The organism is Aestuariirhabdus haliotis, assembly GCF_023509475.1.
In the GTDB taxonomy this organism is placed as follows: Bacteria; Pseudomonadota; Gammaproteobacteria; order Pseudomonadales; family Aestuariirhabdaceae; genus Aestuariirhabdus; species Aestuariirhabdus haliotis.
Window position 1 is genome coordinate 1 of record NZ_JAKSDZ010000017.1, and the last position, 16,243, is coordinate 16,243.

At 52.4% G+C, this 16,243-nt stretch carries 15 protein-coding genes; 8 read left to right on the forward strand and 7 right to left on the reverse strand.

From position 1 onward, the window contains the following. Nucleotides 1–207 precede the first annotated feature (207 nt). Both MIB40_RS11160 and MIB40_RS11165 read left to right on the forward strand, forming a co-directional pair. The gene (locus MIB40_RS11160) at nt 208–612 is read left to right on the forward strand and encodes a rhodanese-like domain-containing protein (protein WP_249694068.1); all 405 of its coding nucleotides are present in this window, start codon (nt 208–210) and stop codon (nt 610–612) included. A 70-nt stretch (nt 613–682) separates the two neighbouring features. Continuing rightward, nucleotides 683–1,156 carry a DUF302 domain-containing protein gene (locus tag MIB40_RS11165; RefSeq protein WP_249694070.1) on the forward strand — a complete coding sequence of 158 codons (474 nt, stop codon included), beginning with the start codon at nt 683–685 and terminating at the stop codon, nt 1,154–1,156. Nucleotides 1,157–1,169: 13 nt separating this feature from the next. Here the strand turns inward: MIB40_RS11165 and MIB40_RS11170 are convergent, their stop codons facing one another. Continuing rightward, nucleotides 1,170–2,087, reverse strand: a complete 918-nt coding sequence (locus tag MIB40_RS11170; RefSeq protein ID WP_249694072.1) for a LysR family transcriptional regulator — start codon at nt 2,085–2,087, stop codon at nt 1,170–1,172. A 196-nt stretch (nt 2,088–2,283) separates the two neighbouring features. On the opposite strand from MIB40_RS11170, the gene glpK reads away from it, so the two are divergent. Then, complete coding sequence (gene glpK / locus MIB40_RS11175; protein ID WP_249694073.1) at nt 2,284–3,777, forward strand: glycerol kinase GlpK; 1,494 nt, start codon at nt 2,284–2,286, stop codon at nt 3,775–3,777. A 111-nt stretch (nt 3,778–3,888) separates the two neighbouring features. Here glpK and MIB40_RS11180 read toward each other — a convergent pair whose 3' ends face one another. After that, nucleotides 3,889–4,971 (reverse strand): ABC transporter ATP-binding protein, encoded by a 1,083-nt coding sequence (locus MIB40_RS11180; RefSeq protein ID WP_249694081.1) that lies wholly within the window; start codon nt 4,969–4,971, stop codon nt 3,889–3,891. A 281-nt stretch (nt 4,972–5,252) separates the two neighbouring features. Between MIB40_RS11180 and MIB40_RS11185 the strand changes: the two genes are divergently transcribed. Both MIB40_RS11185 and grxD read left to right on the forward strand, forming a co-directional pair. Continuing rightward, on the forward strand, nt 5,253–7,340 hold the full coding sequence (locus MIB40_RS11185) for a molybdopterin-dependent oxidoreductase (RefSeq protein ID WP_249694083.1): 2,088 nt from the start codon (nt 5,253–5,255) through the stop codon (nt 7,338–7,340). Between the two features lie 115 nt (nt 7,341–7,455). After that, a complete protein-coding gene (gene grxD / locus MIB40_RS11190) occupies nt 7,456–7,797 on the forward strand; it encodes a Grx4 family monothiol glutaredoxin (protein ID WP_319941653.1) in 342 nt (113 codons plus the stop codon). 87 nt (nt 7,798–7,884) lie between these two features. Here the strand turns inward: grxD and bfr are convergent, their stop codons facing one another. Together bfr and MIB40_RS11200 are read right to left on the reverse strand one after the other, a co-directional pair. Further along, nucleotides 7,885–8,361, reverse strand: a complete 477-nt coding sequence (gene bfr, locus MIB40_RS11195) for a bacterioferritin (RefSeq protein ID WP_249694085.1) — start codon at nt 8,359–8,361, stop codon at nt 7,885–7,887. Between the two features lie 129 nt (nt 8,362–8,490). Next, nucleotides 8,491–8,694: a (2Fe-2S)-binding protein gene (locus MIB40_RS11200; RefSeq protein ID WP_249694088.1), complete on the reverse strand. Its 204-nt coding sequence runs from the start codon at nt 8,692–8,694 to the stop codon at nt 8,491–8,493. A 371-nt stretch (nt 8,695–9,065) separates the two neighbouring features. Between MIB40_RS11200 and MIB40_RS11205 the strand changes: the two genes are divergently transcribed. Then, nucleotides 9,066–9,668, forward strand: coding sequence for a peroxiredoxin (locus MIB40_RS11205; protein WP_249694090.1), 603 nt, complete (start codon nt 9,066–9,068; stop codon nt 9,666–9,668). Nucleotides 9,669–9,770: 102 nt separating this feature from the next. Here MIB40_RS11205 and rnt read toward each other — a convergent pair whose 3' ends face one another. Further along, entirely contained in the window at nt 9,771–10,379 is a 609-nt protein-coding gene (gene rnt / locus MIB40_RS11210; RefSeq protein ID WP_249694223.1) for a ribonuclease T, read from the reverse strand. 29 nt (nt 10,380–10,408) lie between these two features. After that, entirely contained in the window at nt 10,409–11,458 is a 1,050-nt protein-coding gene (pyrC, locus tag MIB40_RS11215) for a dihydroorotase (RefSeq protein WP_249694091.1), read from the reverse strand. Between the two features lie 227 nt (nt 11,459–11,685). On the opposite strand from pyrC, the gene MIB40_RS11220 reads away from it, so the two are divergent. Beyond that, the gene (locus MIB40_RS11220; RefSeq protein ID WP_249694093.1) at nt 11,686–12,531 is read left to right on the forward strand and encodes a flagellar protein MotY; all 846 of its coding nucleotides are present in this window, start codon (nt 11,686–11,688) and stop codon (nt 12,529–12,531) included. Between the two features lie 193 nt (nt 12,532–12,724). Further along, nucleotides 12,725–13,945 carry an argininosuccinate synthase gene (locus tag MIB40_RS11225; protein ID WP_249694095.1) on the forward strand — a complete coding sequence of 407 codons (1,221 nt, stop codon included), beginning with the start codon at nt 12,725–12,727 and terminating at the stop codon, nt 13,943–13,945. Nucleotides 13,946–14,022: 77 nt separating this feature from the next. On the opposite strand, the gene MIB40_RS11230 is transcribed toward MIB40_RS11225, so the two are convergent. Further along, entirely contained in the window at nt 14,023–16,194 is a 2,172-nt protein-coding gene (locus MIB40_RS11230; protein ID WP_249694097.1) for a transporter substrate-binding domain-containing diguanylate cyclase, read from the reverse strand. Nucleotides 16,195–16,243 lie beyond the last annotated feature (49 nt).

Consider the following 16,243-nt stretch of genomic DNA (forward strand, 5'->3'; position numbering starts at 1 on the left):
TCGGATAGATCTCTGCGGATCCTAAAATGGTTTTTATCAAGGCGAAGCTCGCCGTTCATGTCGAGACCTGAACAAGGGCTTCAACACCGAGAAAAGCCATTTTTAGGCCCGCCCTACGGGACTTTCAGGCGAATCCAGAGTTCATCTGAATTAATCAGAGGTGCCTTAAACGGTTGAACGAAAATTCATGCAGGGAGGGTCTAGCAAATGAAACCAGCGTTAACCAAAGGTTTTTTTGCGCTTCTGGCGGAAGCCGAGAAAGTCGTAGAGAGCCTGACCGTCGAGCAGGTACAGCAAGCAAGAAAAAATTCTGATGCGTTGCTGGTTGATCTGCGGGATATACGCGAAGTGCAGCGTGAAGGGAAGATTCCAGGTGCCTTTCATATGCCCAGAGGCATGATGGAGTTCTGGATCGATCCCGAAAGCCCTTACTTTAAAGGCATTTTCGCCGAGCACTCGCGCTGGATCTTCTATTGTAATAAGGGATGGCGTTCGGCGCTCACAACCCATACGGCCATGCGAATGGGGGTGACCGAGATTGCCCACCTCGAAGGTGGTTTTAGCGCCTGGACTGAAGCGGGGGGTGAAATAGAATCCGTTAGTAAACGCTAATCTTGCGCTGCCATGTTGGTGGCAGCTGGATGGCTCGATAACCTACAAAACCTGGAAAGGAAGACAAGCGATGAAATGGATTACACGAATACTGGCAGGGCTCAGTGCGATGGCCATATTGGCAGGATTACCGATAGCTGCGGTGCAAGCGGATGATGGCCTTGTATGGGTACGCAGTGCTCATTCGGTAGCGAACACCAGCGAACGCTTACAGGCCATGTTCAAGAAGAAAGGGGTAACTCTGTTCGCTCGGGTGGATCACGCCAAAGGTGCCATGTCGGTTGGTAATGACTTGGCCCCCACGGAGCTGTTGATTTTCGGTAATCCGAAGTTGGGGACGCCTTTAATGAAATGCCAACCCAGTGTTGCCATCGATCTGCCTCAGAAAATGTTGATCAGCGAAGACAACAAAGGGCAGGTCTGGATCAGTTACAACGCGCCCGCGTATCTGGCCGAACGGCATCAAATGCAGGGCTGCGCTCCCGTGCTGAAAAAAATCGCTACGGTATTAGAGACCTTCGCAAGCAAAGCCGCAGCGCCTTAAGGGGCCTGCTGGTTTAGCGAACCTGTTCAATGCCGCTCAGGGTATCGGCCGAGATATCCTTGGCGGTTAACAGGAAATCCTGCATAAAGGGCGTGTCCAGCTGATCTTCCCGCACTGCGGCAAACAGGGTGCCGGTGACACCATTGGGCCCCAGCGGGCGCGCACTGACATAGCCTTTTTCCAGATATTCTGCCAAGGCCCAGTTGGGCAGGGCCGAGACTCCCCGGCCGCTGGCCACCAGTTGCATCATCATGACGGTTAACTCCGAGGTACGGACCGCCAGTGGCTCAATGCCTGCCGGGTCGAGAAAGCGATTAAATACATCGAGACGATTACGCTCGACCGGATAGCTAATCAGCACCTCCTGGCGCAGGTCTTCAGGCTCAATATGATTGCGTGCTGCCAGTGGATGCTGGTTGGCGACGGCTAATAGGCTTTCGTAGCGAAACAGAGGGATATAACTGACGCCGACCAGTTCTTCGGGGTCGGAGGTGACCACCAGGTCGAGATCGCCGCGCTGCAGGGCAGGTAAAGGAGCAAAATTGAATCCGCTGGCCAGATCCAGTTCGACATCGGGCCAATGGTTTCGAAATTCGTCGATAGTGGGCATCAACCATTGGTAGCAGCTGTGGCACTCGATGGCTAAATGCAGTCGACCTGCTTCGCCCCCCGCCAGACGCTCCAGGTCAAGCTCGGCACTGCGCACCATGGGCAATATATCGCTGGCCAGATTGAGCAGGCGTTGGCCACCGGTAGTAAAGCGCAGTGGTCGGGTTTTGCGAATAACCAGTGTGGTGCCTGCCCGACCTTCGAGATCTTTCAGTTGATGGGACAGCGCCGATTGAGTTAGCCCTATACGGGATGCGGCTTCGGCCATGCTGTCGCAATCGCGCAAGGCGATCAGTGTTTTCAGGTGACGCAGTTCGAGCATTATTAAAAAATCTCAATAAAATTAATATTGTTTGATTGGTATTCAATTTTACGGGCTCGTTCCCCAAGCGTCCAGCCTGATATGGATGGTGATAGCTGCGAAGCTTTATCGAGTGTTATGCTCCATCAATAGATCTCGGCTCGGTATCGGCGGCCGGAAAAAGTAACCAGGAAAGCAGGGAAGAAGGAACCGGATTATGACCCAATACCTGATGGCTATTGACCAGGGGACAACCAGCACACGCGCTATTATATTTAACACCAAGGGGGTCCCCCTTTGGCAGAGCCAGCAGGAGTTTAGCCAGATCTATCCGAATGATGGCTGGGTTGAGCATAATCCGCAAGAGATCTGGGAAAGCACCCTCGAGGTGTGTCGGCAGGTGTTGAAAAAGGGGCATCTGGAAGCGTCCGACGTGGCCGGAATTGGCATCACGAATCAGCGTGAAACGACCATTGTCTGGGAGCGTGAAAGTGGCCAGCCGATCTACAATGCAATCGTCTGGCAGGACCGGCGGACTGCAAAACAATGCGAATTATTAAAGCGGCAGGGGCATGAAGACAGGGTCGCTGAGAAAACCGGGTTATTACTCGATCCATACTTCTCGGCTACCAAGACGGCCTGGATCCTGGATCACGTCGAGGGCGCCCGCGAACGCGCAGAACGCGGCGAGCTGATGTTTGGCACCGTGGACAGCTTCTTACTGTGGCGCCTGACCGGTGGCCGAAGCCACAAGACCGATGCGACCAATGCGTCGCGTACCCTGATGTTCGATATCCACCGGCAGCAATGGGACCCGGAGTTGCTGGAATTGTTTCAGGTGCCTGCTGCCATGTTGCCCGAGGTGGAGGATTGCAGTGCCGATTTTGGGGCTACCGATAAAGCGCTGTTTGGCAGTGAAATTCCGATTGTTGCTATCGCCGGTGATCAGCAAGCGGCGCTCGTAGGCCAAGCCTGTTTTCAGCCTGGTATGGCCAAGAGTACTTACGGTACCGGCTGCTTCCTGATTTTAAACACCGGTGACAAGGCGGTGCGCTCCAATAATCGTCTGCTTACGACGGTGGGCTACCGCTTGAATGGTAAAGTCAGCTACGCTGTCGAGGGCAGTATTTTTGTGGCCGGTGCCGCTGTGCAGTGGTTGCGGGACGGCATTCGATTGATTCCCCACGCCAGCGTCACCGAAGCTCTGGCCAAGGAGGCCCGCGATTCCAGTGTCTATCTGGTGCCTGCCTTTACCGGGTTGGGAGCACCTTACTGGGACCCCAATGCGCGAGGTGCCATTATGGGCTTAACCCGCGATAGCGGCATTCCTGAAATAGTGGCCGCCGGGCTTCAGTCCGTTTGTTACCAGACAAGGGATTTGATGCTGGCGATGCAAGCCGATGGCGCACAAAAGCCGGAAACCCTGAGGGTAGACGGAGGCATGGTGGTCAATAACTGGCTGGTGCAATTTCTCGCCGATATGCTCGATGCCAGGGTCGAACGGCCCGAAGTTACCGAAACCACCGCCCTGGGAGTGGCCTACCTGGCAGGGTTGCAGCTGGGCATTTATGACTCTTTGGAGAGTATTAGCAAGCTTTGGTACGGTGATCGCAGTTTCGAGGTCAATATGGATGCGGAGCGTCGGGAATCACTCTATAAAGGCTGGCTCGATGCGGTTGCCCGGGTTAGCAGTGAGATTCCGGGCAAGTGAAGTGCGAGTGTCCAGTTGAACAAAACTGGACACAGGCTCGTCCATGATTGCTCCGGCATAAGCGGCCGGGGCAACGGCAAACAGGGATCGGTGCCGGTTTTTTTGAGGCTATCAGGCCTCGCGATAGGTGCGGGAAAACTCCGGATTGCCATCGGTCGGAGTGGCAAACACCACCAGGTGATCCGCCTCCACGCGTACGCCCATCTCTTCACCGACGTCCAGATCGAGGTGACTGGGGATCAGTGACTCAACCACACTGCCGGTGGGTAAGCGTAACTGGTATTGGGTGACGGCGCCCATAAAGGTTTTACGGATGACCGTTCCGAGGCAGCTACTGTTTTTGTCGGGGATAACATCGTCCGGGCGCAATAATACTTCCACGGGAGTGCCCTCGGGCCAGTTGAACACTCGGTTGCCGGCCAGCACTCCGAGTTCAGTCTGTATGCTGTCAGCCCGTTTCATCTGGCCGCGAATAAAGTGCCCCTGACCAATAAAATTGGCAACAAAAGGGGAGTTGGGCTCGTGATACAGCTCGTACGGAGTATCCCATTGCAGCAGGTTGCCCTCTTTGATGACACCGACCTTGTCAGAAAAGGCGAAGGCCTCTTCCTGGTCGTGGGTGACCAGGATGGCACTGATTTTCTGCTCTTTGAGAATCTCACGTACCTCCTGGCTGAGCCGGCGACGCAGGTCGACATCCAGATTGGAAAAGGGCTCGTCGAGCAGCAATAAACGGGGCTCGGGTGCCATAGCGCGCGCCAGGGCCACTCGCTGTTGTTGTCCGCCGGAGAGTTCGTGGGGGTAGCGCCGGTCCAGACCTGACAGGTTTACCAACTTCAGTAGACGTTTAACGGTCGCGCCTTTATTGCGCTGTTGCTTGATACCAAAGGCGATATTTTCGTAGATGGTCAGGTGAGGGAAGAGAGCATAGTCCTGAAACACCATGCCAATCTGGCGTTGTTCGGGTGGCAGCTGGTTATCTGCCGAGGAGAGCACTCGCCCATCCAGCCGAATTTCTCCTCCAAGCAGGGATTCAAAACCTGCGATTGCGCGAAGAGTGGTGGTTTTGCCGCACCCGCTGGGGCCTAGCAAGCTGCAGATATCACCGTCGTTGACGTGAAAACTCAGGTCATTAACGATGATCTGATGTTCATAGGCCAGCTTAATCTGGCTGACCTCGAGAAGTAGATCCATGTAGGTCCCGGTTAGAATTCGCCTTTGGCGCGCAGGAAATATGAAGGGGTATTTTAAAGGCTGCGTCCATCACGAGCAATGAAACTCATTCGCAATACTGTCGTAGATCAACGGGAGTGAAAAATATGGACGGGATTTATATTCAATTCATAGATCATCAGCTTGATTGATAGATCATCATCCATCTGGTGAACGCGGTTGCGTGAGGACTGAGGCCGGCGCTAATCTGATTCCATAATAATCATTGAGCACCATAACGAGTGCCCCGAGAGTAACCTGATATGTCGACCAGCGAACAAACCCATTACCGAGCCTGTCATCTGTGTGAAGCCATCTGCGGCCTGAAAATTGTCACTCAGGGAGATAAAGTGATCTCCATCAAGGGGGATGAAGATGATCCTCTGAGCCGCGGGCATATCTGCCCTAAAGCCGTAGCTTTGCAGGATTTGCACGAAGATCCCGACCGACTCAAGAAACCAATCAAGCGAGATGGTGATCAATGGCATGAGATCGAGTGGGAACAGGCCTTCAAAGAGGTGGCTGACGCGCTGTTTGCTGTGCAGGAGTCTTATGGCGCCGATGCGATAGCGACTTATCAGGGCAATCCCAACGCCCACAATATAGGTTCTATTACCCACGCAAAGCAGGTGACCAAGCCGATTCGAACTCGAAATCGGTTTACCGCGACCTCGGTCGACCAGCTGCCCCACCATCTGAATTCCCTTTGGTTGTATGGGCACCAGTTTTTGTTGCCGGTGCCGGATATTGATCGTACCGATTACCTGTTGATGCTGGGTGGTAACCCTATGGCGTCAAACGGTTCCTTGATGACAGTGCCCGATTTCCGCAAGCGTGTGAAAGCCCTTCAGGACCGAAAGGGACAATTGGTTGTCGTTGATCCCCGGCGTACCGAGACCGCTGAAATTGCCGATCAGCACCACTTTATTCGCCCCGAATCCGACGTTTTGTTGCTGCTGGCCATCCTGAATCGAATGTTAATGGCCGGGTATCGTGGCAAGGGGGAAATCGGCGAACGTTTGCAGGGCATTGAAACCGTAGCCGAGCGTATTAAAACCTTTACAGCAGCATCGGTCAGCAATCGCACCGGTATCGCTGCAGAAGACATAGAGGCGATGGCGAGCGCGCTGATGAAAGAGCGTTCACTCTGCTATGGCCGCATGGGGGTATCGACTCAACGATTTGGCGCACTCTGTCATTGGCTGATTAACCTGATTAATCTGGTCGGCGGCAATATCGACCAGCCGGGCGGAATGATGTTCCCGGCCCCGGCGATTGATTTCACCGCTTTTGGCCCGGCAGGGCATTTCAACAAGTGGCAGAGTCGTGTGCGCGGATTACCAGAATTTTCCGGTGAACTGCCGGCTTCGGCAATGGCAGAAGAGATGCTGGAGCCTGGCGAAGGCCAGATCAAGGCGTTGATGACCATTGCGGGGAATCCGGTACTGTCGACGCCCAATGGTAAACAGATGGAAAAAGCCCTGGCAGGGCTCGATTTTATGGTCGCCATTGACCCCTACCTGAATGAAACCACCCGTTTTGCCAATATCATATTACCTCCGGCTTCTCCCTTGGTGCATGAACAGTACGATATGGTGTTTCACCATTTTGCCGTACGCGATACCCAGCGTTATAGCAAAGCAGTCTTCGCCAAAGAGGAGGGGACGCTGCTGGATTGGGAGCTCTTCAATGGGTTGGGGCAGGCTATTGTCGAGCGCATGGGAGACAGCTTCCAGCCGTTGCCATCACCGCGGCAGGTGGTGGATCGCGGTTTGTCGGTCGGTGGTTTGAGTGTTGATGAACTGCAGCAAGCACCCAGTGGTATCGATCGTGGGCCCATGCGCCCCAATCTGCTGCAACGTATAAAAACCGCCGATGGCCAGATCCATTGTGATGTAACCGAGTGCTTGCAGGACATCGATCGTGTTGAGGCCGCAGCGCAGACTCCGGTACAGGGCTTGCAACTTATTGGTCGCCGTCATGTACGCTGCAATAACTCCTGGATGCACAACAGTCAGCGGCTGGTTAAAGGCAAGTCACGCACGGCGCTGTTGATGAACCCCGAGGATGCATCGAGCCATAGTCTGTCGGAGGGTGATAAAGCTGTGCTGAAATCCCGAGTTGGAGAAGCTCTTGTGACGGTATCCACTACTGACAGCCTGATGCCCGGGGTGGTCAGTTTGCCTCATGGATGGGGGCATCAGCGCCCCGGGGTTAAGCTTCGGGTAGCCTCTGAGCAGAGTGCCCCGAGTGCTAACGACCTCACCGATGAGTTGTGGCTGGATAGCTTGTCGGGCAACGCCGCCATCAATGGAGTGCCGGTGACCGTAAAGGCGGTTACTCCTGACTGAGGATATGGGGGACCAAAATGCAGGTATTTGTTGTAGAATGCGCGCAGGAGACGGTGAGGGCACTGTAAAGCAGACCAAGCCGCGGAATCGACGTTGATTACACAGAGGTAACCTGATGGATATTATGGATCAGATCAAACAGCAGATTGAAAGCAACAACGTACTGCTGTTTATGAAAGGCACCCCCAATATGCCCCAGTGCGGGTTTTCCTCGAAAGCTGCTCAGGTGGTGATGGCGTGCGGTGAGCGTTTCGCCTACGTCAATATTCTTGAGCAGCCTGAGATTCGTGCGAATTTGCCCAAGTATGCCAACTGGCCAACCTTTCCCCAGCTGTGGGTGGGTGGCGAGCTGGTAGGTGGTAGCGATATTTTGGTTGAAATGTATGAATCTGGCGAATTGCAAACCCTGATCAAGGAGTCTGCAGCGAAAGCGGATTCTGAATCTGACGCCGAATAAGCTCGGCTCCGGATCATGCCTTAAAGCACAAAGCCCGCAGATTGCGGGCTTTGTGCTTTAAGGGCTCGGCCTGTCCGAGAAAGGGCTTCAGGGTTGTGAGCTGGCAGACTGTAAATAGTTTTGCAGCCCCATTTTATCGATAAGATCCAGTTGGGTTTCCAGCCAGTCAATATGCTCTTCTTCGGAATCCAGAATCTTCTCCAGCAGTTCCCGGCTGACATAATCCCGAACACTTTCGCAGTAGGCGATCCCTTCGCGCAGGTCTGGCACGGCTCTCTTCATTTCAAGATCCAGATCGCTTTGTAGCATTTCAGGGGTGTTTTCACCGATGTTGAGCTTACCCAGATCTTGCAAGTTAGGCAGGCCTTCGAGAAACAGGATACGTTCGATCAGCCAGTCGGCGTGTTTCATTTCGTCGATGGATTCGTGGTATTCCTTTTCGGCCAGTTCGCTCAAGCCCCAGTCCTTGTACATCCGGGCGTGAAGAAAGTATTGGTTGATGGCAATCAACTCGTTGCCAAGACATTGGTTGAGGTGTTGGATGACCTTGCTGTCGCCCTTCATGATGCGCCTCCTGCAGCCGCTATCGCACTGATCTATTGATAACTCAGTATGGATCAAGCAAGTAGATTGGCAAGCCAGAGGCGGGCACTACCAGATCAGGCAGTGCTAATAGAGGTTATTCAGCCTGTGTTAAATGGCAGAATAATAATCGCAGCGCGATGCGCTGTTGTTGCTATCGGATTGGCGCAGAAGATCCCGAGTGACGCTGGCACATTTTCCGCATTGTGTGCCGACCCCCAGACTTTCGCGTAAATCACGCAGATTGCCGGCACCGGCATCAATCGATTGCTGTATTTGGCTGCTGGTGATTCCTTTGCAGAGGCAAACGTACATAAAGGGCTCTCTTGTCGGAGTGGATATCAGAATGCGCAAATGATAAAGCAAACAGGAATCATTATCAATTGTCTTGGGTTGTATTTATATCATTGTTTATCCAATAGTGATTTTCTATCGGTGTGCAAAGAAAAATCAATCGACGATTGCTGGGCTGCCCCAATGGGGCGGTGTAAAATTCTTAACCTGACTCAGTAGGCCGGGTGTTATACACTCAGCCTTCCAGAGAAAACCATCAGCAAGTCCAGTATTCTGCTAACTCGTCTTCACCTTTTGATTGTGCCCTATGGCAGGGTGTTGTTATTGGGTTGCTCATGGCTTTCGCTGGTAGTAGCACCTTTACCTTAAATTAACATTGGAGAGAATGATCCATGGGCGTATTAGTAGGCAAATCTGCACCTGACTTTACCGCAGCGGCTGTGCTGGGAAATGGCGAAATTGTTGATGAGTACACTTTATCAGCGGCCATCAAAGGTAAAAAAGCCGTTGTCTTTTTCTATCCGCTGGACTTCACCTTTGTTTGTCCTTCCGAGCTGATCGCTTTTGATCACCGCATCGAAGAGTTCACCAGCCGTGGTGTTGAAGTAATTGGTGTTTCTATCGATTCCCAGTTCAGCCACAACGCCTGGCGTAACACGCCAGTGAACGAGGGCGGTATTGGTCCCGTTAAGTACACTCTGGTAGCCGATGTGAAGCACGAAATCTGCCGTGCCTACGATGTCGAAGCCGAGGGTGGCGTTGCTTTCCGTGGTTCTTTCCTGATCGACGAAGACGGCCTGGTCCGTCACCAGGTGGTGAATGACCTGCCACTGGGACGTAACGTCGATGAGATGCTGCGTATGATCGACGCACTGGCGTTCCATCAGGAGCACGGCGAAGTATGTCCGGCAGGCTGGAACAAAGGTGACAAGGGTATGAACGCTTCACCTGACGGTGTTGCCAAGTACCTGAGTGAAAACGCTGAAGGGCTGTAATTACTTGACCTTAGTAATTAGCTTTTAGCAAAAAAGGGCGCATTGTTTGCGCCCTTTTTTGTGGTTGTCAGAACCCGTTTGGTTTGTGTATTTAATCGAGGTTCAGCGAAAGGGATTCCAGCCACCGAGTTCTTGCCAACGATTGACAATGGCACAAAACAGCTCCGCTGTTTTTTCGGTATCGTAAAGGGCTGAGTGTGCCTCGCGGTTATCAAATTCGATACCGGCCGACTGACAGGATTTGGCCAGTACGGTTTGTCCGTAGGCCAGTCCGGCCAGGGTCGCTGTATCAAAGCTTGAGAAGGGGTGAAACGGATTGCGTTTCAGTTCGCTGCGATTAACGGCCGCATTGAGAAAGCCCAGATCAAAGGTCGCGTTATGTCCGACCAGTACCGCACGGTTACAGCCGGTACTCTTGACCGTTTTGCGTACGATACGGAAGATCTTTTCCAGCGCCTCTTTCTCCTCCACAGCACCGCGCAGGGGGTTGGTCGGATCTATGCCCGTGAATTCCAGGGCCGCGGACTCAATGTTGGCTCCGGTAAAGGGTTCTACATTGAAGGAGATGGCTTCATCCGGATAGAGAAAACCCTCTTCGTCCATGCTCATGGTGACGGCGGCGATTTCCAGCAGGGCGTCGGTCGCCGCATTGAAACCACCGGTTTCGACATCGATTACAACCGGTAGAAAGCCACGAAAGCGGCCAGCCATCAGGGTTTTTGGCGGGTTCTCTTCGCTGTTCAAGATCGTTCCTCATCGATAACCTGCCACTGCAGTGTTTCACCGGCTCGTAATGGAACCAGTACCTGCTCCCCGAGCTGTTGTGTTTCTGGAATCGTCCAGGGCTGTCTACGCAGAGTAATCTGATCGGTATGGCGTGGCAGTCGATAGAAGTCGGGGCCATTAAAGCTGGCAAAGGCTTCGAGTTTGTCCAGCACTCCCAGTTCTTCAAACACCTCGGCGTAGAGTTCCAGTGCCGCATGAGCGCTGTAACAACCGGCGCAGCCACAGCTGTTTTCTTTGGCGTTTTGTGCATGGGGCGCCGAATCGGTACCCAGGAAGAAACGGTTATCGCCACTGGCGACCACGTCCCGTAAAGCCTGTTGGTGACGATTTCGCTTGAGCACCGGCAAGCAGTAGAAATGGGGTTTGATACCACCGACCAACAGGTGATTACGATTGTACATCAGGTGTTGAGGCGTAATGGTTGCACCCACATTGCTGTCGGCGGAGCGAACAAACTGGGCAGCGTCTTCAGTGGTGATGTGTTCAAAGACGATTCTAAGTTCAGGGTAGCGCTCCCTCAGGGGGGAAAGTTGCTGGTCGATAAAAGCGGCTTCACGATCAAAGATATCGATACTGTCGTGGGTCACCTCTCCGTGTACCAGTAGAGGCATGCCGACCTCAGCCATGGCTTCAAGGGCCGGATAGATGTTTTCCAGAGCGGTCACGCCTGAATCTGAATTGGTGGTGGCTCCGGCGGGATAGAGTTTGGCAGCCGTAACCTGACCCTCCTTATAGGCGGCCCGAATGGTCTCGGCGCTGGTGTTATCGGTCAGGTAGAGCACCATAAGCGGTTGCCATTGACGATCTGTTGGGCGCTGGGCAAGGATTCGCTCCCGATAGGCCATAGCCTCAGCCAGATTGGTTACCGGTGGCGTAAGGTTTGGCATGACGATCGCGCGGCCAAAATAACGGGATGCATCGGCGACAGTGTGTTGCAGGGCAGCACCGTCACGCAGATGCAGGTGCCAGTCGTCGGGGCGAGTGATGGTAAGAGTATCAGTCATGAGGCAAGCCTTGATTGCGGATCCTTGTAGCAGTTGCGCATCCTACCCCAAAGCCGCTGCTGACGGTAGCGGGGGCGTGCGATCAAAGTGATGGTGGCAAGCTTTTGTTACAGGGGTAAAGTAATTGTTGGCTTGGCCGATAGCGGAAAAGAGAGAAGAACGTAACAAGACATATTCGGGAGTGAGCGGTGCGAGGATTGGGTAAATGGGTTGTTATGGGGTCGGGAATGCTAGCGCTGCTGGTGAGCTCGGCTCACGCCATGACATACCGGGCACCAATCGACAATTCGATCTGGAGGCTTGAGGCTTCGGTTTTCGAATGTCGTTTATCCCATGCTATCCCCAGTTATGGCGAAGCGGTGTTTTCCCATCGCGCTGGCGAACGGGTCAGTTTCTATCTGGATAGTTGGCACCGGCCGATGCGACAAGGTAAGGCGGAAATGACCGCTCAACCCCCATCCTGGCGTATCGGCTCCCCGGTGCGTGAAATGGGAGCAGTCAAGGTGGTATCTGGACGCCAACCCGTTGCTATCAAGGGCTCTCTGCCCAGTTCGATGCTGGCCCAGCTCTATGGAGGCATGCAGCCGACGATTCATCGTTTGGCCTGGTACGACAGCAAGCAGCCGGTAAATGTGGAGTTGTCACCGGTGAATTTTCAGGTCGTGTATCAGCAGTATGTGAGCTGCTTGTCGCAACTGCTACCCGTCAACTTCGACCAGATACAGCGCTCTTTCGTGCTCTTCGATACCGGCAAAACCCAGCTTCGTCAGGAAGCCTTGCAGAAACTTGGCAATATCATCACCTACGTTAAAGCCGATCCATCGGTAAGCACCATTTTTATTGATGGCCACACCGATAACCGTGGTCGAAGGCTGGCTAACCGTGAACTATCCAAAGAGCGCGCAGAGGTGGTAAGGGATTATCTGCAAAAGCGTGGACTGCCTACGGATATGATTCTGCTGCGTTTTCATGGTGAGCGCTATCCAGTGGTTAGCAATAACACCGCCGCCAACCGAGCCCGCAACCGCCGGGTTACCATCCGTCTGGAAAAAGAAGAAAACTTCGATACTTGAGCCCATACCGGGCGCCATTTCGGTGTAACGCTGTACTCCGTTACCGACATCTAATCAAAGAAAGCTCGGAAAATTCACCTTATCCCGCTATCGGGCTGGGCTTTGGTTACGTGGGCGTTTAGAATACTCTGCCTTTTGGACGTGAAAACTCGGCAATCATCAGTAGAACAAACAAAGAGAGTGGAATAACTCGATGAAAAGCATCAATAAAGTAGTCCTGGCATATTCCGGAGGTCTCGATACCTCGGTTATCGCCAAGTGGCTGGAAGACACCTACCAATGTGAAGTGGTCACCTTTACGGCTGACCTGGGACAGGGTGAGGAACTTGAACCGGCTCGCTTGAAAGCAGAAGCGATGGGTATCAAGGAGATCTACATTGATGACCTGCGAGAAGAGTTTGTCCGAGACTTCGTATTCCCCATGTTCCGCGCCAATACCATCTATGAAGGTGAATATCTGCTCGGAACGTCCATTGCACGCCCCTTGATTGCCAAACGACTGGTAGAGATCGCCAATGAAACCGGTGCCGATGCGATCGCGCATGGTGCCACCGGTAAGGGTAACGACCAGGTACGGTTTGAGCTGGGAGCCTATGCGCTCAAGCCTGGCATTCAGGTGATCGCCCCTTGGCGGGACTGGGACCTCAGCTCCCGTGAGAGCCTTCTGGCCTACTGCGATTTGCACAATATCCCTGTGGAAAACAAGCAGGGCAAGAAATCGCCCTATTCCATGGATGCCAACCTGTTGCACATCTCCTACGAAGGAGGGTTGCTGGAAGATCCATGGAATGAACCGGAAGAGGATATGTGGTTATGGAGCGTCTCGCCCGAGGCCTCACCGGAAGAGCCCACCTACCTCGAACTGGATTACCAGAAGGGCGACATTGTTGCCATCAACGGTGAGCCCATGTCACCTGCCCAGGTGTTAGCGCACCTCAACCGGATCGGTGGTGCCAATGGTATTGGCCGTGTCGATATTGTTGAAAACCGTTATGTGGGCATGAAGGCGCGGGGTTGCTACGAAACACCGGGTGGCACCATTATGCTCAAAGCCCATCGGGCGATAGAGTCGATTACTCTGGACCGTGAGGTGGCTCATCTGAAAGATGAGCTGATGCCACGTTATGCCAAGCTAATTTATAATGGCTACTGGTGGTCTCCCGAGCGTGAGATGCTGCAACAGATGATTGATAACTCACAGCGTTTCGTAAACGGTAAGGTGCGCCTTAAGCTTTATAAAGGCAATGTGATAGTGGTTGGTCGCCAATCTACAGATACATTGTTTGACGAAAGTATTGCAACCTTTGAAGACGATGCCGGTGCTTATGACCAGGCCGATGCGGCCGGCTTTATCAAGCTCAACGCATTGCGCATGCGCATTGCTGCCAAAAAAGGGCGCAGTCCTCTCGAATAAAAACTTGTATGGAAAATACTGAAAAAAGGGCTCCTATGCGGGGCCCTTTTTTTGTGGATGACTGACAGGCTTGTCGTTTACGAGAGATCCTGCAAGTTACTTATCGTTTGCAGGGTAGGGTTTTTTGTGGCTGTTTCCACTCGGTTACGCCCATTTTGCTTCGCCTCGTAGAGCGCTTTATCGGCACGGGAAATTAAGGTGGATGGGGTACCGTTAAGTTGTATTTCGGCAACACCGGCACTTATAGTAACGGCTTGGTCAATCCCAAAGTCACTGCTCTCAAAGGCGCAGCGGACGTTTTCGGCGAGGGTTTTTGCACCCGCTTGATCGGTATTGAAGCAAATGATCAAAAATTCCTCTCCTCCCCAACGACCGGCACAATCGACCTGTCGTGATTGATCACGAATGATATGAGCTGCCTGTATCAATACTTTGTCGCCGATTGGATGGCCAAAGGTGTCATTAATGGATTTAAACTTGTCGATGTCAATTAAAACCACAGAGAAAGCAGATTGATAACGCTCAAATTCCTGATGCCTGAGTTTTAGCATATCGTCGAGTTTGGCACGATTCGCAAGCCCGGTTAGTTTGTCAGTGGTAGACAGTTCCAGTAAGGCCTTGTTGTGCGCACGCAGTTGAGCATGGCGATAATAGAGAAATAGACCAATCACGAACAGGGCGGAAAAGATTTTTACGAGTAGATCCTTATCAACCACTGTTTCTACCCGGCGTGGAAGCCATTGATTGCTGATAGCGTTGCGAGTTTCAGTGGGCACCCTATTGATGGCTTTGTTCATTACTGCCAATAACTGAGGGTCATCTTTGCGTATGGCCAGGCGAAAATTAATACGGTTATCAAGAACGCCTGAAATTTTCAGTTCGGCGTTGTAATGCTGGGTAATAAGATGGCTGGTCGAACCCAGAGCGTCGATCATCCCGAACAGTTCTCCGCTGGCAACCAATGCCATGCCTTCTCTGAGAGAGTCGACATCAACAAGGTTCAGGTTTGGATATTTTCTGCGCACGAAAGCTGCCATGCCGTAGTCTTTAACGATGCCAATGCGATGATTGCCGATGATGCCTATATCGGTGATAAAGGGCTCTTTATGCTTTGTGACAATCACAACGCTGGAAACAATATAGGGTTTGCTGAATTCGAAGTGTTTAGCTCGACTCTTGGTTTTAACCTCAAGAGAAAGCATATCGCATTCACGTTGTCTGGCTTTATCCAGTGAATCTTTCCATTTGGCTGTTTTAATCACTCGAAAAGGGGTGGCTAAGTGTTGAGAAAACAATGCGAAAAAGGCCGCAGACATACCTATGTGTTGTCCTTCTTGGTCGAATGCTTCGTAGGGTAACCAATCCGGGTCGATGCAAACGGTGATCTCATCTCGATTTTCTAAATACTTCTTTTCCTCCAGGCTTAGTTTGGAGATCGCGGATGGGGCTTTATGAGTCGATTCGATCCACTTGGCTCGCATCGCGAAAATTTCTGAATCGGTCAGCTTGTCCATGCCTTTTTGCAGAATATCCCTGAGTATATAGTTGCTTTTTTTGACACCGATACTCATGGTGGCGGCAAAGGCTTCATTTTCTACTCTGGCTCGGGTGGTCAGGCCGACCAGTGTGTTCTCCCGGACCAGATAATCCACTACTGCCAAGTCCGCAATGGTGGCATCGGCCTGGCCAAATAAAACCGCTTCCAGCGATTGTTTGGCGCCTGGTGTGAGTTTTAAGTGGATACCCGGATAATGGGCCTGCAGCAATTCATGAAAATCAAATCCACGGGGCACGGCTACGGTCAAGCCAATAAGGTCTTCAAGGTTGTTAATATCCGTGACTTCTTCGGAAGTGATAATGGAGGGAATTGAAATCAGGTAGGGCTCGGTAAAGCTGAATGTTTTGCGCCGTTCTGGAGTGCTGCTCATATTCATGATGGCATCAAGCTTGCCCAGTGGCACCATGGACATAAAATCATCCCAGTCCGGGCCGCTGACAAAGTTCACGGTGAGTCCGACTTTTTTGGCAACCAGCTGGATAAAGTCGATTGAATAACCTTTAGGGATATTGCCGTCGTTGTAGTTGAATGGAGGCCAGTCCATTTCGTTGGAGACGCGAATCACTGGGTTGGCCGCGATATAGGCTTGTTCTTCTGTTGTAAGCTCAATCTCAGCGGCTTTGCTACTCGTGCTGAATGCCAGGCACAGCATGCCAAAAAGGCTGCAAAATGTGAGAAATAACTGCCGCATAGTGTCCTTCCGCTGGGCGCTAATACCGATGCTTGTAGGACTAAGAGTA